Raw genomic sequence first — 23,690 nt, forward strand, 5'->3', positions numbered from 1 at the left:
GCCCCCTCTGGTGGTTGAAAGGGAAACATGCCCAGATTCCTCAGGTGTTGCACGTCCGTTCGGCACGCCGTCTCATGCCGGCTGTGCGGCGATGAACGCGAGCAACTCCTCCTGCCGCTGGCGGAGATAGAAGTGGCCCCCCTCGAAGACCCGGAGGTCCAGCCCCTTAGGCGTGACGTCCGACCAGGACTTGAGGTCCTCGATCGTGCACACGGGGTCGCGGTCGCCGCCGCACACCGTGACCGGAACTCCCAGCTGGTGCAGGTGCGTCGGGCGGTACCTGGCGAGGAGCCCGAAGTCCGCGCGCAGCGCCGGCATGATCAGGGGCTGCAGCTCGGGGTGCTCGTAGAGGTCGGCGCCTTCGGGGTCAAGCAGGCGGACGTAGTCCAGGACCTCGGGGTCGGTCGGGACCGGCCTGGGTGCCTGCTCCTCCGGGAGGCGGGGCCGGTGCCGGCCCGACACGATCAGGCGGGTGAGGGTGTGGGAGGGGTCCTCCTCCAGGCGGCGGGCCACCTCGTACGCCACCGACGAACCCATGCTGTGGCCGAACAGGGCCAACGGCCGGTCGTCGGTCAGTTCCCACCGCAGGGCCGTCGTGATCGTGTCCGCCAGCTCCTCCATCGTGCTCGCGCACGGCTCGTGGAAACGGTCCTGGCGGCCGGGGTACTGCACCGCCACGACCTCGATCTCCGGCGGGGCGAGCGCGGCCCAGTCATGGAAGGCGCCCGCCGCTCCGCCCGCGTGCGGGAAGCACAGCAGGCGGACCCTCGCGGTGGGCGCGCTCTTGCCCCTGAACCACAGGGTCCGGATGTCGGGGACAGTCACGACTCCGCCTCGAACTCGGAGAGAAGGGCGTCGAGCGCACCGTCCGCGGCACCGTTCTGTTTCATCTCGCAGATGCTCATCGTCATGTTCCTCAGTGTGATCGGTTCGAGGAACAGCTGGATCGGCACGTCGATGCCCAACTCGTCGCGGAGCCTGCCGGTGAGGTGAACGGCCGTCAGCGAGTCGCCGCCCGCCTCGAAGTACGTCTGCGCGAGATCGGCCGCACTGTTCAGATCCAGCGCCTCGATCACCAGCTCGATCACCTTGTGCTCGAGTTCGCTCTCCGGCGTGGGTGCCGCGGCGTCGGGCGCCGCCTCCTCGTGCGGCACCTGGACCGTGGGCCTGAGCAGCGTCAGCGCGCCGTGGCTCTCGCCCGCGAACGGGTACGTCGGGAGCTGCACCCGCCGTACGTCACCTTCGAGGGCCGGCCACGTCACCTCCTCGCCCCTCAGCCATGCCTCGCCCAGCGGGTCGGTCGTCGTGTCCCGGCGGCCTCCGGCCGTCGCCGTGAGCCGGTCGGCCGCCTCCTGTCGCGTACCGGCCACGACATAGGCGCGTGCGGGCAGCCGGACCCGGCCCGTGCGCAGGGTGTGCGCGACATCGATCAGGGACGGGGCGTCCGCCTCGCGCAGTCTCCTCGCCAACCGGTCAGCCAGCGTGGCGAGTTGCGGCTCGGTGCGCGCCGACAGAGGCAGGACCAGAGGGTGCGCCGCGGTGGCCGCCGAGTGCGTCGCCGTACCCGCCCGCGCCGGCCGCTCGGGTGCCTCCTGGACCACCACATGCACGTTCGTGCCGCCGATACCCACCGACGTCACGCCCGCCAGCCGGGGCAGGCCCGCACGGCTCGGCCAGTCCTCGGCCTCGGTCACCAGCCGCAGCGGCGACTCCTTCAGGGCGGCGATCGGGCTCGTGACGTCCACCGTCGGTGCCAGCGTCGCGTGCTCCAGCATCAGGATCGTCTTGATCAGCGCCGCCGCCCCGGCCGCCGCGTCCGCGTGCCCGATGTTCGACTTCACCGAGCCGAGGCCGATGCCGTCGCCGCCCGCGAAGGCCGCGCTCGCCGCCTCCAGCTCGATCCGGTCCCCGAGTTCGGTCCCCGTCCCGTGCGCCTCCACGTACTGCGCCGCCGACGGCTCCAGCCCCGCCGCCGCCCACGCCTCCGTGATCGCCGCCGACTGCTGGTCGACCCCCGGAGCGGTGAAACCGACCTTGCCGGAACCGTCGTTGGTGACCGCCGTACCCCGGATCACCGCGCGCACCGGGTCACCGTCGGCCAGTGCGTCCTCCAGCCGGCGCAGCACCAGCACGCCCACCCCGCTGCCGGGCACCGTGCCGGCCGCCTTCTCGTCGAAGGGGCGGCAGCGGCCGTCGGGGGAGAAGATCCCGCCCTGGTAGTGGACGTAGCCCTGCTTGCGCACGCTGCCGATGGCCACGCCGCCCGCGAGTGCCGTGTCGCACTCACCGAGGAGCAGAGCCTGGACGGCCAGGTGGACCGCCGTCAGCGAGGTCGAGCAGGCCGTCTGGACCGTCATGCTGGGGCCCTGAAGGCCCAGACGGTAGGAGATCCAGGGCGCCAGGAACTCGCGGTCGGTGAGGATACGGACCTGCAGGGCGCCGATCGACGCCGCGAGCGCCGGGTCCGTGCCGGCCGCCAGCGCGTGTTCCGTGGGGCTGCCGCCCACGTACACGCCGGTGCGGTTCGGGCCCGCCCCGGCAGCGGCAGATGGTGCAGTCAGCGGCGCGTATCCCGCGTCCTCCAGGGCGGACCAGGCCGTCTCCAGCAGCACGCGGTGCTGCGGGTCCAGCGCCGCCGCCTCCGTGCGGTTGAAGCCGAAGAGGTCCGCCTCGAAGCGGTCGGCGTCCGGGAGGCGGCCCTGGGCGGACACATACGCGGGATTGCCCAGCTCCGCCGCGTCCGTTCCGTCGGCCAGCAGCTCCTTCTCGGTGAAGGTGGCCAGGGAGCAGACGCCGTCACGCAGGTTGGCCCAGTAGGACTCCAGGTCCCGCGCGCCGGGGAAACGGCCGCTCATGCCCACGACGGCCACCGCGGATTCGAGACCCTGCGCCGGATCCTGCATCGGGACTTCCTCGGTCGTCATCGCGTGGTGCCTTTCCTGGAACGGAGCTTGTGCAGGGCCGCCTGGCGGTCACTGCCGCGCCTGGCCGCCTCCTCGTGGCGCGAGGTCGGCCGGGCATCGCTGTCGAGGTGGGCCGCGATCGCGGCCACCGTGGGATGGCGGAACAGGTCGACCAGGGTCAGTTCGCGGCACTCCGGGTGCTCGCGCAGGGCCGACAGCACGGCCAGCAGCCGTACCGAATTGCCGCCCAGGTCGAAGAAGTTGTCGTGCACGCCGACCCGGTCCAGGGTCAGCACCCGCTGCCACACCTCGGCCACACGCCGCTCACCGGCGGTGCGCGGGACGGCGTACGACTCCGTCAACCGGGGCCGGTGGGCCGGGGGTTCGGGCAGCCGCGCCCGGTCGATCTTGCCGGAGCGGTTCAGTGGCAGCTCCGGCAGGCGGACGAAGATCTCCGGGACCATGTAGCCGGGGAGCCGTAGGGCGAGAAGGGCGCGCAGGGCCTCGTCCGAGGGGGCTGTGCCTGTGTCCGTGCCCGTGTCCGGGGCAGTGCCGGTGTCCTTTCCGACCACGTACGCCACGAGCCGCTGCTCGGACCCCTCCCCGCGTACCGCCGCCGCGGCGACCGTGACGTCGGGATGGCCCGCCAGCAGCGCCTCGATCTCGCCCAGTTCGATGCGGTAGCCGCGCAGCTTCACCTGGGAGTCGCCGCGGCCCAGGTAGTGCAGCACGCCGTGCGCGTCGATGCGGCACAGGTCGCCGGTGCGGTACATCCGGCTGCCGGGCGGCCCGTACGGGTCGGCGACGAAGCGCTCGGCGGTCATGCCGGGCCGGCCGAAGTAGCCGCGGGCCAGGGAGGCGCCGGCCACGTAGAGCTCGCCCGTCACGCCGACCGGGACCGGGCGCAGGCGCCGGTCAAGGACGTAGGCGCGGGTGCCCGGGACCGCGTGGCCGATGACCACCGGTGCGCCCGGGAGCAGATCGGCGGTGGTGGAGTACACCGTGGCCTCGCTGGGGCCGTACGCGTTGACGATCCGGCGGCCCTCCTCGCCGAGCCGCTCGACCAGCTCGGCCGGGCAGGCCTCACCGCCGACCGCGAGCGTGCGCAGCTCGGGCAGGGCGCCCGGGGCGCGGGGCAGGGTCATCGCGGCGGACGGCGGCAGGAAGACGTAGGTGATCCGGGAGTCCCGCAACCGCGCCTGGAGTGCCTCGCCCAGTCGCTCGTCCTCCTGCGCGATGTGCAGCTCCGCGCCGGCGACCCAAGGGAAGAACAGGTCGGAGACGGCCACGTCGAAGCCGAACGACACGAACTGCAGGACGCGGTCCTGCGCGGTCACCGGGAACACGGGGCGGACGTTCACGGCGAGGTTGAGCAGCGCCCGGTGCTCGACGGCGACGCCCTTGGGGACGCCGGTGGAGCCGGAGGTGTACAAGACGTAGGCGAGGTCACCGGGCGAACACTCCACGGGGACGCCCGGTGCCACCGCATCCGTGGCCTCGTCCGTCGCCTGGTCCGCGTCCTTGTCCTCGTCTGGGGCCGCGTCCACCCGCAGCTGCGGAACGTCCGTCCCCGTCAGGCCCGTCGTCCCCGCCGCCGTCAGCAGCAGCGACGTGCCCGAGTTCGTGACCATGAAGGCGAGGCGCGCGGCGGGGTGTGCCGGGTCCAGCGGCACATACGCGCCGCCCGCGCGCAGCACCGCGAGGGCGGCGATGCCCATGTCGGCGCCCCGGGGCAGCAGCAGCCCGACCCGGTCGCCGCGCCGCACGCCCCGCGCACGCAGCCGAGCCGCCAGAGCGTCGGCGCGCTCCAGCAGTTCGCGGTACGTCAGCCGCAGCGCTCCGCAGACGAGGGCGGGGGCCTCCGGCCGGGCGGCCGCGCGGTCCGCCACCAGATCCGGTACCAGCCGTGCCGACTCGACGACCCGCTCCGTACGGTCCCCGAGCGCCAGCAACCGCTCACGCTCGTCGGCCGGCACCATCTCGACCGTCGACAGCGGCGCGTCGGGCCGCGCCAGCAGACCGTCCAGCAGTGTCTCGAAGCACCGCACCCACCGTCGTACCGTCGCCGCCTCGAACAGCGCGCCGCGGTGGATGAGATACGCGGCGAGATCCTCGCCCCACCGCTCCACCTGGAGATGGAAGTCGAACTTCGCGGTGTCCAGCACGACAGGGACCCGCTCGACTTCGGCACCCGCCAGGCCCAGCGTCAGCTCGGTGTCGTCGTCGTAGCCGAACACCACCTGCACGACCGGATCGTGGCTCATCTCGCGCGCCGGGGCGACCGCGTTCACGACCGCCTCGAAGGGCGCGTCCTGGTACGGCTGGGAGGCCAGCAGCGCGGTGCGCAGACGGTCGATCAGGTCGTGGTACGTCGGGTCACCGGACAGGTCGACGCGCAGCGCCAGGGTGTTGGTCAGCATGCCGACCATGTCCTGGAGTTCGGGGCGGTCCCGGCCGGAGACGGGGAAGCCGATCACCAGGTCCTCGGAGCCGGACAGCCGGCTCACGAACGCGGCGTACGCGGCGAACACCGCCATGAACGGCGTACCGCCGCGCCCCCGGGCCGTCTCGGCGATCCGCTCACGGACCCGGGCCGACAGCGTGAAGCGTTCGGTGCCGCCCGCCGCCGAACGGACCGCTCCGCGCGGCCGGTCCAGCGGCAGTGCGACCGTCTCGGGAGCCCCGCGCAGCCGCTCGGCCCAGTGCGCGACCGAGTCGGCGTACTCGCCCGCTGCCTGCCGCTCCCGCTGCCAGGACGCGAAGTCCGGGAACTGGAGCGGGAGTTCGGGCAGAGCGTGGCGCAGGCCCTTGGCCTCGTTCTCGTACCCGGCCGACAGCTCGCGCAGCAGCACGCCCAGCGACCAGCCGTCGCAGACCAGGTGGTGGGCGACGAGCAGGATGCGGTGACTGCCGTCGTCCACGGCGTACAGCGTGCAGCGCAGCAGCGGGCCGGACGCCACGTCGAAGGGGCGGGCGGCCTCGGCGCGCATCCGCGCGTCCACCTCGGCCACGGGCACGTCGCGCTCCACGCGCGGCTCGACTCTCCCGGCGGCGGACACGATCTGCAGCGGCACCCCGTCGGGACCGGTGCGGAACACCGTGCGCAGCGACTCGTGCCGGGCGACGAGCGCGTCCAGGGCCCGGCCGAAGGCGGCCGGATCGAACGGCCCGCGCACGGCGAACGCGGCCGGCACGTGGTAGGTCGCGCTGCCCGGGTCCATGTGGTCCAGGACGAGCAGCCGGGCCTGCGCGTCCGAGGTCGGGAACTCGTACTCCTCGCCGTCCCCGGGAGTCTCCTCGTACGCCCCGCCGTTGTCCTCGTACTCCCCGACAGCCCCTGTGCCGTCAGCGTCCATCTGCCTGTGCTCCGTCCCCCGTGCGGTTCCTTGCCAGTACGTCCTCCACGGCCGCGGCGATCTCGCCGACCGGCCCCGGTGTCAGCACATCACTGTGCTCACAGTCCAGTTCGTGTACGTCCACCCCGGCCGAGCAGGCCTGCCACGCGGCGCGCTTCTCCTCGGTCGTCGCCTCCGAGGCGCGGGCGGCCGAGAAGAGGGTCACCCGGCCGTCGTACGGCGACGGCTGCCAGGCGCGGGCCATCTCGATGTACCGGCACATGGCGGCGACCAGGGTGTCGAGGCGCCGTTCGTCGAGGTCGGCCAGGAGCGCGCTGTGCGCGTGGACGCGTGCCACGACCTCGGCCCGCTCCAGCGGCTCGGGTCCGGCCGCGACCCCGGGCAGCGCGTTGCGCAGCAGATTGCTCATCCCCACCTGCTCCACGACCGTCGGGTCCAGCGGCACCCGCGCCACGTCCGGCGGCTTCGGCATCGAGTCCAGGACGGCGACGAGCGCGACCTCCTCGCCGGCCGCGCGCAACCGCACCGCCAGCTCATGGGCGAACGGTCCGCCGAAGGACCGGCCCAGCAGCAGATACGGCCCGTGCGGCCGCACCGCCCGGATGTGCGGTACATAGCGCTCGGCCAACTCGCCCAATGTTGTCGGCAGTTGCTCGCCGTGCAGCACCGGCGTGTGCAGCGCGTACACCGGCCGCCCGGGGGCGAGGTGCGGCAGCAGCGCCGCGTACCCCCAGCCGAGTCCCAGCCCCGGGTGCAGACAGAACAGCGGCGGCAGGTCGCCGTCGCGGCGCAGGGGGAGCAGCGGGGAGTACGCGTCCTCGTCGTCCGGGCCCCTGCCCTTGCCCTTGTCCGCCTGTCCCGTGGCGAGGCGCGCGGCGAGCGTGGCCGGCGTCGGTGCCTCGAACAGCGTGGCCGGCGACACCCGTACCCCGAGCTGGGCGTAGATCTCCGCCGTCAGGCGCAGGGCGAGCAGCGAGTGGCCGCCGTGCGCGAAGAAGTCGGCGTCGGGGCCGACCGCCTGGAGCCCGAGCTCCTGAGCGAACAGCGCGCACAGCCGCTGCTCGTGCCCCGGCCGGGCGATCCGCCCGTGGTCCGGCCGGACTCGCTGCGGCTCGGGTTCGGGCAGCGCGGCCCGGTCGACCTTGCCGTGCGCGGTCAGCGGTACGGCGTCCAGGGCGGCCCACGCCGACGGCATCAGATGCGCCGGCAACGTGCGCGCCGCATGCTCCCGTACGAGTCCCAGGTCGCCGCCCACGACATACGCGACGAGCCTCTTGCCGCCGTCCGGCCCGGGGCGCGCGGCCACCACGGCCCGTTCCACGCCCGGGCAGCCGGCCAGCGCGGCCTCCACCTCGCCCGGCTCGATGCGGAAGCCCCGCACCTTGACCTGGTCGTCGCTGCGGCCCATGAACTCCAGCTCGCCGGCGGGAAGCCGGCGCACCAGATCGCCCGTGCGGTACATCCGGGTGCCGGGCGGCCCGTACGGATCGGCGACGAAACGCTCGGCGGTCCCGCCGGGGCGGTTCAGGTAACCGAGGGCCAGGCCTGTGCCCGCGATGTACAACTCGCCCACCGTTCCGGCCGGTACGGGACGCAGGAGGCGGTCGAGGACATAGGTGCGGGTGTTGTCGAGGGGCCGCCCGATGGGCACGGACGCGCCGACGTCACCGGTCACCCGGTGGGCCGTGGCGAACACCGTCGTCTCGGTGGGCCCGTAGCCGTTGACGACCCGGGTGCCGGGGCAGTGCTCGCGCACCCGCCGCACCGCCTCGGGCGCGAGGACGTCCCCGCCCGCCCACACCTCCCGCACGGTGCCCAGCACCTCGGGCGCGATCTCCGCGACGGTGCGCAGGAGTTCGGCGGTGAGCCACAGGGCGGTGACGCGCGTTTCGGGCAGCAGCCGCTTCAGCAGGTCGGGGGTGACGGGACCGGGCGGGGCGAGTACGACCGTGCCCCCGTTCAGCAGGGGCACCCAGGTCTCGTAGGTCGCGGCGTCGAAGGTGTGCGGGCTGTGGAGGAGGACGCGCTCGTGCGCGCCGCCCGCGAAACGGGTGTCGGCGGCGAGTTCGACGACGGCCCGGTGCGGGGTGAGGATGCCCTTGGGTTCACCCGTCGAGCCGGAGGTGTACATCACGTAGGCGGCGGATTCGGGGTGCACGGCCGCCGTCGGCGGGGCGCCGGCGTCGGCTCCGCCCAGGCGTGACAGGTCCAACAGCCGTATTCCACCCGGCAGTTGCACGTCGGCATCCGTAACCGCGACCCGAGCACCGGCCTGCCCCAGCAGCGCCGCCAGCCGCCCCGCCGGAGCCGCAGGATCCAGCGGCAGGCAGCACGCGCCCGCCTTCAGCACCGCCAGCTGCGCGACGACCAGGGACGCGGACCGGGCCAGCGGCAGCGCCACCGTGTCGCCGGGCCGTACCCCCGCCTCCCGCAGCCGCGCCGCCAGCCGGTCGGACGCCGCGTCGAGACCGCCGTACGTCAGCACCTCACCGTCCGCCTCGACGGCCGGCGCGTCCGGCGTACGGGCCACCTGCCCGGCGAAGCGCCCGGGGATGCTCAGTGTCTCGGGCACCGGGCGGACCGGCCCCTCGGCCGGGGCGAGCAGCTGTCGCCGCTCCTCCTGCGGGAGGACGTCGAGCCGGTCGGCCGGTGTGTCGTGCGCGGAGGTCAGCGCCTCGAAGGCGCGCGCCAGGCGGGCGCCGACCGTGGCCGCGGAGATGCCCCGGCGGCAGCTGATCCGCAGCAGCATCCGTTCCCCGGCGACGACGGCGACCGTCACCGGGTAGTGCGTCGCGTCCCGCGTCTCGACCAGCTCGACGGCCGCGGTGGGCCCCTCGGTGCGCGGGAAGTTCTCGAACGCCAGGACCGTGTCGAAGAGTTCGCCCGCCCCGGCCGCCCGCTGCACCTCAGACAGCCGTACATGGTGGTACGGAGCCAGCCGCAGCTGCTCGCTCTGGACGCGGGCCAGCAGTTCGTCGACGCCCTCACCGGCGCGCAGCCGGATCCGCACGGGCAGCGTGTTGATGAACAGGCCCACCATCCGCTCGACACCGGGCAGATCGTGCGCCCGCCCGGAGACGACCGCGCCGAACACCAGGTCCTCGGCACCGGTCAGCCGGGCCAGCACCAGGGCCCAGGCCGTCTGCGCCACGGTGTTGACGGTGACGCCCGCGTCCGCGGCACGCCGGGTGACCGCCGCGGTCAGTTCGGGCGTCAGCTCTACGTCGACCGTGTCCTCAGCCGTCTCAGCCGTCTCAGCCCTCTCCGGTCCGACGGGGCCGGGCACAGCTGGGGGCAGCAGTGAGGGCCGCGACAGCCCGCCCAGTGCCTCGCGCCAGGCGGCTTGCGCCCGCGCCTGGTCCTGGCCGTTCAGCCAGACCAGGAACTGCTTGAAGGGCACGGCGGGCGGCAGCGCGGCGGTGCCGGTCGTCAGCGCCTCCAGGTCCCGCGCGAGCAGCGGCAGCGACCAGCCGTCGAGCAGGATGTGATGGAGGGTCAAGAGCAGGTCGGCGCCCGCGTCGTGCCGGACCAGCGTGGCCCGTACCAGGGGGCGCTGGGCCAGGTCGAAGCGGCGGCCCCGGTCCTCGGCCATGAGGCGCGCGAACTCCGCCTCCGTCTCGTCCGGCGTGCGGCCCGTGCGGTCCATCTCCGTCCACGGCACCTTCACCGAGCGCAGGATCACCTGCACCGGCCGGTCGACATGCTCGTGCCGAAAGCGCGCCCGCAGATTCGGGTGCCGCTCCAGCAGTGCGGTCACCCCGGCCCGTACCGCCGCGGCCGTGATGCCGGGGGCGATCCGGAAGCGGGCCTGCACCAGATAGGGGTCGGGGCGGTCGGGATCGCGCAGGGCGTGGAAGAGCAGGCCCTCCTGGGCGGGGGAGAGCGGCAGTACGTCCAGGATGCGACCGCCCATCAGTCGTCCCCCTCTTCGTCCTCTTCGTCCTCGTCGTCCCAGCCCTCGAACTCCAAGTCGTCCTCCAGCAGGGCGAGCTGGTCCGCCGACAGTCCGACCAAGGGGAAGTCGGAGCTGGTGTGACCGCCCGTGCCGTCCCGGCGGGCGTGCTCGACCAGCACCTCGATCGCCTCGCACCACAGCCGGGCCAGCTCCAGCACCTCGTCCTCGCCGAGCACCCCGCGCGCGTACGAGAACCCGGCGCTCAGACACAGCCGCCCGCCGTCCCGCTCCAGGACCAGCGCGTCCACCTCCACCGCATGGCCGAGCGGCAGCGCCTCGGCGGCCATGCCGAGCAGCTCGCCGTCGGCCGTGTCGCCGCCGGAGAACCGGCCCAGGTAGTTGAAGCGCAGGTCCGGGACGGGCAGCGCGGCCAGCTTCGGGGCCGTGTCCGGGTTGAGGTGGCGCAGCAGACCCCAGCCGAGGCCCCCCGACGGGACCGCCCGCAGCTGCTCCTTGACCTGCTTGAGCGCCTCGCCGGCCGCGTCCCGCGCGGGCTGCCAGAAGGGCGGGCCGAGCACGCCGCCCGCGTCCAGCCGGACCGGGTACTGGGTGGTGAACCAGCCGACCGTGCGGGAGATGTCGGCGGGCTCGGAGAGCACCTCGCGGCCGTGGCCCTCCAGGTGGACCAGCACGCCGGTGACCGCCGGAGGGGACTCGCCCCGCCGCCGTACCGCCGCCGCGGCCAGCGCCGTCAGCAGCACGGCGTCCGGGCCGCAGTGGAAGGCCGCGGTCACCTCCGACAGCGCCGCCTCGGTGACCTCTGGCGTCAGCTCGACGGTGAGCACGGCACGGCGCGCGCCGACACCCCGGCCGCCCGAGATCCGCGCGTCCGGGCCGCTCAGCATCCCCTCCCACCAGGCGGACTCCGTGTCGGCCAACCCGGGCCTGACCGCCTCCCGCGCCAGCAGCCGTGCCCAGCGCGCGAAGGACGTGCCCGGGCTCTGCGGCATCCGCGCCCCGGCCGACCCGGCCGCCGACCCGTCCGCCAGCCCGGCTGCCAGCTCGGGACCCAGCAGCCGCCAGGACACGCCGTCCACCGCCAGGTGGTGCACCGTCAGCAACAGCAGCCCCGGCCGACCGGAGGCCGGGTCGAGCCAGGTGGCCCGCAGCATCTCCCCCTTCTCCGGGTCGAGCCGCACCGCCGCCGCCAACTCCTCGGCCGACGCCCGCGGATCGGCACCGACGGGCACCTCGACGCGCTCGACGGCCACGCCGGGGACGTCCTCGGGAACCTCCAGCTCCCCGTCCACCAGGCGCATCCGCAACACACCGTGCCGCTCGACCAGCCCGCGCACCGTCGCCTCGACGCGCTCCAGGCCCACGTCCCGCGGTACCGGGAACACCATCGACTGCGTGAACGCCGCCGAGGCCGCGTCTGCGTACTGTTCGCGCCACCACCGCATGACCGGCGTGAGCGGGAAGCGCCCCGTGCCGGAGTCCTCGGCGAGGGTGAGGTCCGCCGCCTCCCGTGCCGTCAGCGCGAGCGCGGCAGGCGTACGGGCCGTGAAGACGTCACGCGGCGTGATGCCGAGCCCCGCTCCCGAGGCCCGCCCGGCGAGCTGGATCGCCATGATGCTGTCGCCGCCCAGCCGGAAGAAGTCGTCGTCGGCGCCGACCCGTTCGACACCGAGCACCTCCTCGAACAGGGCGCACAGGGTGACTTCGCGGACGCCCTCCGGGGCCCGCCCGAAGTCGCGCGGACGGCTTCCCGGGGCGGGCAGCGCCGCCCGGTCCAGCTTGCCGTTGGGTGCCAGCGGGAGTTCCTCCAGCACCACCACGTCGGCCGGCACCATGGCGGCGGGCAACCGCCCGGCGGCGTACGCCAGCAGCGCCTCCGGCACCGGGACGCCCTCGCCCTCGCCGACGACGTACCCGACGAGCCGTGGCCTGCCCGGACGGTCCTCCCGCACGACGGCCACCGCCTGCCGCACCGAGGGGTGCCCGGCGAGGACCGCCGCGATCTCGCCCGGCTCGACGCGGTGGCCGCGGATCTTCACCTGGTCGTCGGAGCGGCCCAGATACTCCAGCTGCCCGTCGTCCCGGCGGCGGGCCAGGTCCCCGGTGCGGTACATGCGCTCGCCGGGCGGTCCGTACGGGTCGGCGACGAACCGCTCGGCGGTCGCCCCCGCCCGCCCCAGATAGCCGTACGCCACTCCCGGCCCCGCCAGGCAGAGCTCGCCGCACACCCCGGGCGGCACGGGCCGCAGCCGCTCGTCGAGGACGTACACGCGCGTGCCCGGGAGCGGGGCGCCGATGGGCGGTGCGGTGCCGTCGCCGGCCAGCGGGCCGGAGAGGGTGGCGGCGACGGTGAACTCGGTGGGCCCGTAGACGTTGTGGAACCGGCGCCCTCCGACGGCCCAGCGGGCCACCAGCTCCGGCGGACACGCCTCCGCGCCCACGGCCAGCGACCGCAGCTCGGGGTACTCCCCGGCCGGCACCGTCGCCAGCACCGAGGGCGGCAGCAGCGTGCAGCTGATCCGCCGCCCGGTCAGCACGTCCGCGAGGTCCTGCCCGGCGAGCGGCCCCTGAGGCGGTACGACCAGGGTGCCGCCGGACCCGAACGCCATGCACATCTCACCCACGGAGATGTCGAAGGCGGGAGAGCCCAGTTGCAGCACCCTGCTGTCGGCGTCCAGGGCGAGCGCGTCCACGAGACCGCGCGCGAGGGCCGTCAGCCCGGCGTGCGGGACCACGACGCCCTTGGGACGGCCGGTGGAGCCCGAGGTGTGAATGACGTAGGCGGGCGCCGACGGGTCCAACTCCTGTGCGGCCAACGGCGGTTCGTCGTAGGCGCGCTCGTCGAGGACGAGCGTGGGGACGCCCGTCTCCGGAATCACCCCGGGCTCGCCGGCCACCACCAGGACCGGTGTCGCGTCCGCCAGCGCCAGCCGGATGCGCTCCGGTGGGTAGTCGGGGTCGATCGGGAGGTACGCGGCGCCCGTGCGCTGTACCGCCAGCAGCGCCGGGACCGTGGCGGCCGTGCGCCCGAGGGCGAGGGCCACGATCCGGCCGGGGCCCGCACCGTGCCGGGCCAGATGAGCCGCCAGCCGGTTCACGCGGTCGGTCAGTTCGGCGTACGTCAGCCGCAGGCCCTCGGCCTCCAGCGCGGGCGCGTCGGGGGTGCGGGACGCCTGCCGGGCCACCAGGTCGGGCAGGGCCAGCGGCTCGGGGGCCAGGCCGCCCGAGCCGAGCTGCGCCAGCCGTCGCCGGTCGGCCTCGGGCACCAGGCCGACCTCGGCGAGCGGCACCTCGGGGTCGGCGGTGAAGCGGCGCAGCAGCTCCAGGTAGGCGTCCGTCCAGTGCCGTACGGTGTCGGCGCCGAAGAGAGCGGTACGGATCTCGAAGCTGCCCTCCATCGTGCCGTCGTCGCAGTCACGGACGATGCCGACGAGGTCGTGCTCGCCACCGGTGTGGATGCGCTCGGGCTCGCTGAACTCCCGCAGCGCGGCCACACTGCGCTGCTGGGTGAGGTGCATGAACACCCACTGGAACAGCGGGGAGCGCCCGGCGCTGCGGTCGGGCGCGACCGCCGAGACGATCCGCCCCACAGGCACGTCCGCGTTGGCCATCAACTCGGGGAAGTCCGCCGCGAACCGGGCCAGTACGCCGGCGAAGGAGTCCCCGGGCCGGATCCGCCAGCGGGTCGGGATGGCGTTCATGACGTACCCGATGACCCGCTCCAGGCCCTTGGCGGCCCGGTTGGCGGTGGGCGTGCCGAGCACCATGTCGTCGGCGCCGGTCAGACGGTGCGCCAGGACCGCGAAGGCCGCCATCAGGACGACGTAGACGGAGGCGCCGCGCTCCCGGGCCAGCGCCCGTACGGCCCGGGCGGTCGGGGCGTCGACGCGGAACGGGATCTGGGCGATCTCCTCGGAGGAGCCGATCGCCTCGGACGCCCCGGCCCCGACTCCGGCCCCGACTCCGGCCCCGGGCACGCTGAGCGGCCCCGGCGGCTCGGCGAGGTAGCGGCGCCAGAAGGCCAGCCGCGCCTCGAAGACGCCGGACTCCTCCAACTCGCCCTGCCAGGACGCGAAATCGGCGTACTGGATGCGAGGGCGGATCAGCGTCGGTGCCGAACCGGCGCGCATCGCGCGGTGTGCCTCGGCGAACTCGGCCTGGAGCACGTCGAAGGACCACCAGTCGGCGATCACGTGGTGCAGGCTCAGCATCAGCGTGGTCCGCCGCTCGTCGACCGTGACGAACCGGGCCCGCATCAGCGGCTCACCGGCCAGGTCGAAGGGGCGGCGCCGGAACGTCTCGAAGGCCTCGGCGATGGTGGTGCCGGTGCCCCGCAGGTCCTCCCGCTCCAGCAGGAAGCGCTCCTCGGGCGGGAAGGTGACGCTGAGCGCGCCCGGCTCGCCGCCGATGCGGGCCCGCAGGACGTCGTGGTGGGCCCGGACCAGGGTCAGTGCCGTCTCCAGACGGTCCGGCTCGACCGGCTCGACCGTCTCGTCGAAGTGATAGGCACAGCACAGGTTGAGCGCGGGAGTGCCGGGATACAGCGACTCGTACACCCACAGGTCCTCCTGCGCCGGACTGAGCCGCACCGGCCCGTCCGAGTCGCGGGGCGGTACGACCGCCGGGATCAGCCCGGCCTGCCCGGACTCCACCAGCCGCCGCATGAGCCGCACCCGCTGCTCACCGCTGAGCGCGCTGAACCGCTCGGCCATCGAAGCGCCGGCCGCCCCCGTCGTCGCCGTCACGCCACGTCCTCCCCGAGCCTCACGAACTCCCCTGCCACACCACGGCCCTCCCGAGGCGCCGCGCACTCCTGCCGCACGCCACCGGCCTCCCGGGGTGCCGCGCATCCCTCCACCACGCCGCGGCCCGTGCGCGGCGTCGCGAATCCCCCTGTCACGCGACGTCCTCCCGAAGCTCGGCCAGCCGGTGCAGCCCGGCCAGCACCTCGTCGCGGCCGAGACCGAAGTCCACGAAGCAGGCGACCTCGTCGCAGCCCAGCTCACGCAGATCGGCGAGCATCTTCCGGCAGGTCTCGGCGGAGCCGAGCAGGCTGCCCCAGGTCAGATAGCGGTGGAAGGCGAACTCGGCGAGCAGCGCGGTCTGTTCCTCGGTGAGCTCCGCCGTCGCCTTGTCGGCCGTGCGGTTGGCCGTGGTCTGCCGTACGTACGAGCGCAGATACCTCGTCAGCGGTACGGCGGTCAGGCGCCGCGCCTCCTCGTCGTCCGCGCCGACGAACGTGTGCGCCATCAGCGTCACCCGGCCGTGCGCGTCGGTGCCGCCCTGGTCGGGGGCGGCGGCGCAGGCGGCCCGGTAGCGGGCGATCTTCTCGGCCAGCTCCTCCCGGCTCTGCCCGACGGTCGCCCCGAGGACCCCGGTGCGCAGACTTCCGGCGGCCTCCCAGGTCGCGGGGTTGCCGGAGCTGGTGAGCCACAGGGGGAGCGTGTCTTGCACGGGCCGGGGCTGCGGCAGGACGGCGACCGAGGCGCCGGTGCCGTCGGTGAACTCGGCCGCCTCGCCCGCCCACAGCCGCCGCAGCAGCGGGATGTCCCGCAGGGTCTGCTCGCGCCGGCCCTCGTAGTTGTCCGGGGCCAGCACGAAGTCGGCGGAGTGCCAGCCCGTCGCCGCGGACAGCCCGATCCGGCCGTGCGAGAGGTTGTCGACGACGGCCCAGTCCTCCGCGATCCGCAGCGGATGGTGCAGCGGCAGGATCACGCTGCCCGCCCGGATGTGGATCCGCTCGGTGGCCACCGCGAGCGCCGCACTGAGCACCGGCGGGCTGGGGAACACCTGCCCCACCTGCTGGAAGTGCCGCTCGGGCGTCCAGATCGCGTGGAAGCCGAGCCGGTCCGCGGTGCGGGCGACGGTGAGGATGTCGTCGTAGGCCTCACTGTGCCGGGACGCGCCGCCTGTGGCCGCGGTGTCGGCGGCGGGTGTGTCGGCGCCGAAGAACATCACGCTCAGGTCCATGGCACCTCCTTCTGACTGGTGTCGGTACGGCCGTCGCGGCCGGGCTGCCGGGGAACGCGCGGCCGACGCGTGATGGGCGCCGGTGCCCCGGGGGCCTCGGCCGGTGCCCGCTCAAGCGCGGCGGCGAGGGCGGCGACCGTGGGGGAGGTGAACAGCTGGGCGGCCGTCACCGTGCGCCCGGCGCCGGCGAGGCGGGCCGCGACCCGTACCGCGCGCAGGGAGTTGCCGCCCAGCTGGAAGAAGTCGTCGTGCGGGCCGATGTGCTCGACGCCGAGGACGTCCGACCAGACGGCGGCGATCTCCCGGTGCAGGGCGGAGTCCGTCGGGGTGTCGGTAGGGCGGCCGGGGGCGAGGACCGCGTCCCGGACGGCGTCCGCCCGCCGGGGCGGCTCGGACAGCGCAAGCCGCGACAACGGTACGTCCGGCTCGGCGGCCGCCGCGCACAGCGCCTCGACGACCGCGTCCGCCAGCCACTGGACGAACTCCGGTTCCAGACACGAGGTCCGGTACTCGAAGACCAGCGTCATGCCGTCCGGCGCGCCCGTCGGCCCGTGGTCGTCCGTGACGTCCACCAGCAGCTCGAACCGCGCGGTGCCGGTGCGCACCGGCTCCACGCCGGACTCGGCGCCGGGGAGCTCCACCTCGGCCCGGGCGTTGTTCTGCAACGCCAGCACGACCTCGGTGAACGGCTGCCGCCCCGGCGGCCGTACCGGATTGAGCGCGTCCACGACCTGCTCGAACGGCACGTCCTGGTGGGCGAAGGCGTTCAGCGCCGTCTCCCGGGTACGCGCGAGCAGTTGCCGGGCGGTGGGGTCGCCGCAGGCGTCCGTCCGCAGCACCAGCATGTTGACGAAGAACCCGACGACGTCATCGACCGTGCCGTCGTGCCCGCGCCCGGCGATCGGCGACCCGACCGCGAGATCCTCGCCCGCCCCGGCCCGCACCAGCGCGACAGCGAGGGCGGCGTGCAGCGCCATGAACAGCGTGGCACCCTCCGCCCGCGCCGCCTCGACGACCCGCGCGTGCGCGCCCGCGTCCAGCCGCCGTACGACGGTGGCGGCGTCCCGGCCCGGTACGGCGGGCCGTCCGGGTCGGCGGGGGAGCAGCGGGCCGCCGGCCGGGAGGTCGGCCAAGGCCTGGCCCCAGAAGGCGAGTTGCGCAGCGGCGAGGGACCCGGGGTCCTCCGCCGAGCCCAGCCGTTCCCGCTGACGGCGGGCGAAGTCGGCGTACGGCACGGGCAGCGGGGCGAGTTCTGGCTCGGAACCGACGCTGCGGGCCGCGTAGGCACGCGACAGATCCCGCAAGAGCGGGGGCAGGGACCAGCCGTCCCCCGCGATGTGGTGCAGGACGAGCAGCAGGCTGTGCTCACCCGGCCGGTCCTCGACACTGAACAGCACGGCGTGCAGTGGGAGTTCGGCGGCCAGGTCGAACCGATGCCGGGCGGCCCCGTTCACGGCCTGCTCCACCTCACCCGAGCCGACCGTGACATGCCGCAGCCGAGGCAGTGCCTCGACGCCGCTCAGCACCCGCTGCCTCGGTTCGCCGTCGCTCTCCTCGATGACGGTACGCAGTGCCGTCTGCCGGACGGCCACGTCCCCGAGGGCGGCCCGCAGGGCCTCCGGGTCGATCTCACCGCGCAGCCGCACCAGCACGGGCAGCGTGTAGGCGGTGCCCGCGTCGACCCGGTCCAGGAACCACAGCCGGCGCTGGGCGTACGACAGGGGCAGCGCGCCCCCGTCCCGCAGAGGCGCGGGAAGCGCGGCCCGGTCGCCCTTGCCGGCCTTCTCGTCCCTATCGCCCCTCTCGGCCTTCTCGTCCCGCGCGGCCTTCTCCACGTACGGCACCAGCGCCGCCGGTGTCCGGCACTCGAACAGCGTCCGTACGCCGACCTGCGCGCCCAGCGTCAGCTGGACCCGGCCCAGCAGCCGCGCCACCATCAGCGAGTTGCCGCCGAGCGCGAAGAAGTCGTCCTCGGGGGCGACCGACGCCACCCCCAGTACCTCGGAGAACAGTCCGCACAGCGCCTCCTCGACCGGGCCCGACGGCTGTCGTGCGTTGGCCGAGGCGAGGGAGCCGGTGATCGGGCCGGGCTCGGGGAGGGCCGCGCGGTCCAGCTTGCCGTTGGCGGTCAGGGGCAGGGCGTCCAGCAGCACGAAGGCGGCCGGGACCAGGTAGTCGGCGAGCACGCGAGCGGCGTGATCACGCAACTCCGCCTCCGACAGCCGCTGTCGATGTCCGTCGCGCGGGACGACGTACGCGATCAGCCGCTTGTCACCCGAGGCGTCGGGACGGGCGACGACAGCGGCCCGGACGACACCAGGGTGGCCGGCCAGGACCGTCTCCACCTCCCCGGGCTCCACCCGGAATCCGCGGATCTTCACCTGGGCGTCGGCCCGCCCCAGATACTCCAGCACCCCGTCCGCCCGGCGCCGCACGAGATCGCCGGTGCGGTACATCCGCTCCCCGGCGGCCCCGTACGGGTCGGCCACAAAGCGCTCGGCGGTCAGCCCGGGACGGTCGCAGTAGCCGAGGGCGACACCCGCCCCGGCGGCGTACAGCTCACCGGTTCCGCCGTCCGCGACGGGCCGCAGCCGCTCGTCGAGCACCCGGAGCCGTTTGCCGGCCAGCGGGCGGCCGATCGGCACCGGCCTTCCGTCCCGAACTTCCTCGGCGGTCACCGGATGGACGGTCAGGAAGACCATGCCCTCGACCGGTCCGTAGCCGTTGCTGAGCCTCAGCCCGGGGTACCGCTCCAGGACGCGGGCGGCGTGCGCGGGCGACAACGGCTCGCCACCGACGATCAGTTCGCGCACCCCGGCGAGGGCCCGGGGGTACTCGTCGACGATCACGTGGAACAGGGAGGCGGAGAGGTAGAGGGAGGTGACGGCATGGCGGTCGACCAGGCCGGCCATCACCACCGGATCGGGGCGCTGCCCCGGGTGCAGTACGCACAGGCCGCCGCCGAGCAGCGGGCCCCACAGCTCCAGCGCGAACGCGTCCCAGGACACGGGGGAGCACTGCAGCCACACCGCGCCGGTCCCGAACGAGGCGAAGTCCTGCCCGGTCAGCGTCCCGGTGATCGCCGCGTGGGAGGCGACGATGCCCTTCGGGCGGCCGGTGGAGCCGGAGGTGAACATCACGCAGGCCGGATCCTGCGGCCGTACGTGCACGGCGCCACGTTCGAGAGGCGGTGCCTGCTCGGCGTCCTCCACGGCGACCGACTCGGCTGCGATGCCGGTCGGTCGGGACCCGCGCCGCGACACGACCACGGCGACGTCCGCGTCGGCCGCCATTCCGCGCAGCCGTTCCGCCGGAAAGTCCGGGTCGAGCACCACATGACCGGCACCTGCCTTCAGCGTGCCGAGCAGTGCCACCACCATTTCGGCGGACCGCTCCAGACAGACGCCCACCAGGTCCCCCGGCCGCACGCCGTGCCGCCGCAGCAGCCCGGCCAACCGATCGGCACGCGCGTCGAGTTCGCCGTAGCTCAGCCGCTCGTCCCCGTACACCAGCGCGGTCGCCGCCGGTGTCCGCCGAGCCTGTACCTCGAAGAGTTCATGCACCCCGTGCAAAGCCCCCGTTGCCCCCATCTCAGCCGTCGGCTGCCGTGCGGGCGGGACTTATGTCGGTCCAGCGGTCCTCGACGTAGGCGAGGCAGTCCGCGCGACTGCTCGCCGTCAGCGCCACGTCCCACCCGTCCGGCACGGTGATCCCGTCGGGCCAGAGCGAGAACTGGCCCTCGGCGTTGGTGAGTACGAGGTAGGTGCCGTTCTCGTCCTCGAACGGATTGGTGGTCATGGTCAGCCCTCCACGAGTGCTTTGTTCTCGGGGTTGTCGGGGTCGGCGTCGGCGGCGCCGTCGGGGGCGGGGTCAGGGTCGGGGGTGTCGAGGTGCTTCACCGGATCCTCGGGAGCACCGGGGCGCCCGGCGTCCCCAAAGTCGTCGTCGGAGGGCACGGCCCTGTCGGTGCCCGCGCTGCCCCCGTCGCCCGTGCCGTCCCCGCCGGACTCGGCATCGATGTCGGGCAGCAGCGAGTCGATCTCCCGCACCGTGCGCCGGGTCATGCTCAGCACCCCGACGGCGATACCGCACAGGCCGGCGATGAGCAGCATGGCCGCCATACCGCTGCCCGGCCCGTCGCCGACGAGCGGCCCGAGCACCACGAAGATCCCGGTGCCGTCCGCGGCCTGCGGTTCGAAGACATGGTCGGCGAGCGGCCCGGAGACCGCGGTGGCCAGCGGGACGGAGATCTGCGACAGGAATATCACCGCGCCGAAGACCCGGCCGTGCCACTCCTGCGGAACCTTGGTCTGCACGATCGCCTGCATCACACCGTTGATCATCGGCATGAGCGCCGCGCCCAGGAGGATGGCCGCGCACCAGCCCACCACGCCGCCCGCGAGAGCCATGGCCACCTGGGCGGACAGGCACATGCCGATGATCCCGAGCAGCATGCCCCGCGCCCGGTTCTTCGGACCGCTCCAGGCCGCCATCAGCAGCCCGCCCGCGACCCCACCGACACCGATCGCCGTGTTGACGCTCGCCAGCGCCGCGGTCTCGCCGCCGGACCGGGCCAGCACCATGGGCTGTACGGCGGCGAAGCCGAAGACCATGACCAGGTTGACCACGCAGAAGGCCAGCATCAGATCGCGCAGGCTCGGATACCGGAAGAGGAACCGCATCCCCTCCACGGCCTCCGCGACGAGCTTCTTGCGCGGCCCGCCCGCCGGCCCGTTCGCGGAGCGGTTGTCCCCCCGCATCCGTACGACCCGGATGGCGGCCAGCGCGAGAGCGAAGCTCACCAGGTCGGCGACGAGGATGAAACCGAGCCCGGAGAACGCCACCAGGAGCCCGCCCAGCGCCGGACCTCCGACGTCCGCCGTGCTCTTGGCGCTCGCCAGCAGACTGTTGGCCCGCTGGAGTCGGTCCTTGTCCACCAGCAGCGGCACGGCGGCGCCCAGCGCCGGGAACTGGAAGGCGGCGGCACCGCCGAGCAGCATGACGGCCGCGTAGACCTCCCAGGTGTGCAGCCCTCCGGTGAAGTGCAGGACGCCGAGCAGCGCCACGATCAGCAGTCCGCCACCGTCCGCGAGCTGCAGCGCCGTACGCCGGCTGATCCGGTCGACGAAGGCTCCGGCGAGTGGGCTGAGCAGCACCTGGGGGAGCAGCGCGCAGAGCGACAGCGTGGTCAGTGCCGTGGCCCGGCCGGTGGCCGACCATGTCTCGAAGACGAAGGCGAACCGCAGAACGGAATTGCCGACCAGGGATATCGCCTGCCCGCTCCAGACGAGCATGAAGGGGCCCATGCCGGCGAACCGGCCTGCCCTTCCCCCGTCCTGCGCGGAGTCGTCGAGCGAGCGCGCCGAATCGGCCACGTGCGTACCCCCGTCGAGTGTGGCTTCCGACCGAGAACTTTAGTTCGAACCGACGCGTCGCACAGCCCGATCATGAAACGCGGGGGGCGAGAAGCCCTCACGGACGCCGCCCACGACCGTGAGGGCCGCGCTCCGCCGGGCGCCGGACGCAGCCACCTCGTAGACACCTACGAGCCGTCAGGGTGTGATTGTCCCGGTGGTTGACAGACGGACTGGCCCGACCAACTTCCGCCTCCCTAGGATGTGTTGTCGGGCGAGGTGACCTCCTCGACCGGCCCTGCCACTGGGGGAGACGATGGAGCCTGGAAAGCCGCTGTCCAAGTCGATCGATGCCACGATTCCGACAGCCGCGCGCATGTACGACTACTACCTCGGCGGCAAGGACAACTACGCGTCCGACCGAGCCGCCTGCGAACAGCTGGACGAGGTCGTCCCCAGTACCCGCGCCCTCGCCCTGAACAACCGGCGCTTCCTGCAGCGGGTGATCGGGACGCTGGCCCAGGACTACGGCATCCGGCAGTTCCTCGATCACGGCTCCGGCCTGCCCACCCAGAACAACGTCCACCAGGTCGCGCAGGCCATCGACCCGAACTCGCGTGTGGTGTACGTCGACAACGACCCGATGGTCCTGGTCCACGGCCGCGCCCTGCTGGAGCAGAACGAGAACACCGCCGTCATCCACGCCGACATGCGCGACACCGACGGCATCTTCTCCCACGCGGACACCAAGCGCCTGATCGACTTCTCGCAGCCGGTGGCCGTGCTGTTCAACTCGGTGTTCCACTGCACCCCCGACAGCGACACCGACGGCCCCCTCGCCGTGGCCCGCCGCGTGACCGAACGACTCGTGCCCGGCAGCTACCTGGTGATGTGCCAGCTGGTCAGCGAGGACCCCGAGGTCCGCGAGTTCGTCACCAACTTCATGGACCAGGCGACGCAGGGACACTGGGGCCGGGTGCGCCAGGAGAAGGACGTGGCGGTGCTGTTCGAGGGCCTGGACATCCTGGACCCGGGCCTGGTGGAGGTCTCCACCTGGCGCCCCGACACCGAGGTGGCACCGCGCCAGCTCACCCAGGAGTGGATCGAGTTCGGCGGCGTGGGCCGACTGCCGTAGCGCAGCGCGACCTACGGGGCAGGGGCGTACCGGGCCTTCGTCTCGCGCAGCCGCTCCAGCGACTCGCGCGGGTTGAGGGCCTCGTCGCCCAGCCGGTCCAGGGCGATCCGGTACTCCTCCGTCTCGTCCTGGTCCTCCAGGAAGGCGGCGCTCTTGATGTGCTCCAGATAGACGATGTCGGGCAGATCGACGCCGCCGAAGCGCAGATAGGTGACGGGAATGGCGGGCGCGGAGGCGTTGGTCACGTCCAACGGCACGATCTGCAGCGTCACATGGGGGCGCCTGGCCATCTCCTCCAGATACTCGAGCTGCTCGCGCATCACCTCGCGGCTGCCCAGCATCCGCAGCAGCACCGACTCGTCGACGATCGCCCACAGCTGAGGCCCGCCCGGCCGGTGCAGCAGCTCCCGTCGACGCATCCGCAGCTCGACGCGCCGCTCCACCTCACGGCTGGGCGCCGACGGCAGCCCGCGCTCGACCACGGCCCGGGTGTAGGCCTCGGTCTGCAACAGGCCCGGCACGTACTGGAGCTCGAAGGTACGGATGGCGGTCGCGGCCTCCTGCAACCCGACCAGCCGGTCGAACCACTCCGGCATCAGCCGCTTGTCATAGCGCTGCCACCACCCGGGCTCACCGGCCCGCCGCAGCAACTGCAGCAGCACCGAGGCCTCGTACTCCTCAGCCCGGTACAACTCCAGCAGCGCACGGACATCGGCCTCGGTGGGCGGCCGACGGCCCTTGCCCGCCTCGATGCGCGACAGCTTCGCCGGACTGAACCCGACGGCCCGCGCCGCCTGGTCCTGGGAGAGCCCGAAGTCCTCGCGGATACCCGCCAATTGGACGCCGACCAGCATCTTCAGCAGGGTCGGCGCGGGCTCGGACCGGTTCAGATACGGTTCGAGGCGGGAGACGCGAGGCGACTCGGCGGACATCCTGACTCCCCGTAGACCGGCATACGACAGACCGCATTATCGCATCCCGCCGCCTCGTGCCGCTTGAACCGGCATAAGTGAGGGGCACAACTTCCGCTTCGCGGCGGCCCCTGGCCTCCTGCGGACG

The 23,690-nt window shown here is 73.6% G+C and carries 11 protein-coding genes; 1 reads left to right on the forward strand and 10 read right to left on the reverse strand.

All coding sequences use genetic code 11. From position 1 onward, the window contains the following. Positions 1-72 precede the first annotated feature (72 nt). The 9 genes from AB5J49_RS32130 to AB5J49_RS32170 all read right to left on the reverse strand — a co-directional run bounded on the left by AB5J49_RS32130 (position 73) and on the right by AB5J49_RS32170 (position 21,517). Positions 73-825 (reverse strand): thioesterase II family protein, encoded by a 753-nt coding sequence (locus AB5J49_RS32130; protein WP_369172360.1) that lies wholly within the window; start codon positions 823-825, stop codon positions 73-75. Further along, positions 822-2,924, reverse strand: a complete 2,103-nt coding sequence (locus AB5J49_RS32135; protein WP_369172361.1) for a beta-ketoacyl synthase N-terminal-like domain-containing protein — start codon at positions 2,922-2,924, stop codon at positions 822-824. Before AB5J49_RS32135 ends, AB5J49_RS32130 begins: the two co-directional genes overlap by 4 nt. Continuing rightward, positions 2,921-6,259 (reverse strand): amino acid adenylation domain-containing protein, encoded by a 3,339-nt coding sequence (locus AB5J49_RS32140; RefSeq protein WP_369172362.1) that lies wholly within the window; start codon positions 6,257-6,259, stop codon positions 2,921-2,923. The genes AB5J49_RS32135 and AB5J49_RS32140 overlap by 4 nt, the downstream gene beginning before the upstream one ends. Continuing rightward, on the reverse strand, positions 6,249-10,172 hold the full coding sequence (locus tag AB5J49_RS32145) for an amino acid adenylation domain-containing protein (protein WP_369172363.1): 3,924 nt from the start codon (positions 10,170-10,172) through the stop codon (positions 6,249-6,251). Before AB5J49_RS32145 ends, AB5J49_RS32140 begins: the two co-directional genes overlap by 11 nt. Next, positions 10,172-14,917, reverse strand: coding sequence for an amino acid adenylation domain-containing protein (locus AB5J49_RS32150; protein ID WP_369172364.1), 4,746 nt, complete (start codon positions 14,915-14,917; stop codon positions 10,172-10,174). The genes AB5J49_RS32145 and AB5J49_RS32150 overlap by 1 nt, the downstream gene beginning before the upstream one ends. A gap of 151 nt (positions 14,918-15,068) precedes the next feature. Next, complete coding sequence (locus tag AB5J49_RS32155; RefSeq protein WP_369172365.1) at positions 15,069-16,142, reverse strand: MupA/Atu3671 family FMN-dependent luciferase-like monooxygenase; 1,074 nt, start codon at positions 16,140-16,142, stop codon at positions 15,069-15,071. After that, positions 16,133-19,705, reverse strand: coding sequence for an amino acid adenylation domain-containing protein (locus AB5J49_RS32160; protein ID WP_369172366.1), 3,573 nt, complete (start codon positions 19,703-19,705; stop codon positions 16,133-16,135). The genes AB5J49_RS32155 and AB5J49_RS32160 overlap by 10 nt, the downstream gene beginning before the upstream one ends. A 28-nt stretch (positions 19,706-19,733) precedes the next feature. Beyond that, the gene (locus AB5J49_RS32165; RefSeq protein WP_369172367.1) at positions 19,734-19,940 is read right to left on the reverse strand and encodes an MbtH family protein; all 207 of its coding nucleotides are present in this window, start codon (positions 19,938-19,940) and stop codon (positions 19,734-19,736) included. Positions 19,941-19,942: 2 nt separating this feature from the next. After that, positions 19,943-21,517 (reverse strand): MFS transporter, encoded by a 1,575-nt coding sequence (locus AB5J49_RS32170; protein ID WP_369172368.1) that lies wholly within the window; start codon positions 21,515-21,517, stop codon positions 19,943-19,945. Between the two features lie 295 nt (positions 21,518-21,812). Between AB5J49_RS32170 and AB5J49_RS32175 the strand changes: the two genes are divergently transcribed. Continuing rightward, complete coding sequence (locus tag AB5J49_RS32175) at positions 21,813-22,631, forward strand: SAM-dependent methyltransferase (RefSeq protein WP_369172369.1); 819 nt, start codon at positions 21,813-21,815, stop codon at positions 22,629-22,631. 11 nt (positions 22,632-22,642) lie between these two features. Here the strand turns inward: AB5J49_RS32175 and AB5J49_RS32180 are convergent, their stop codons facing one another. Beyond that, positions 22,643-23,563, reverse strand: a complete 921-nt coding sequence (locus tag AB5J49_RS32180; protein ID WP_369172370.1) for a helix-turn-helix domain-containing protein — start codon at positions 23,561-23,563, stop codon at positions 22,643-22,645. Between the last annotated feature and the right edge of the window lie 127 nt (positions 23,564-23,690).

Source organism: Streptomyces sp. R28 (assembly GCF_041052385.1).
GTDB lineage: Bacteria > Actinomycetota > Actinomycetes > Streptomycetales > Streptomycetaceae > Streptomyces.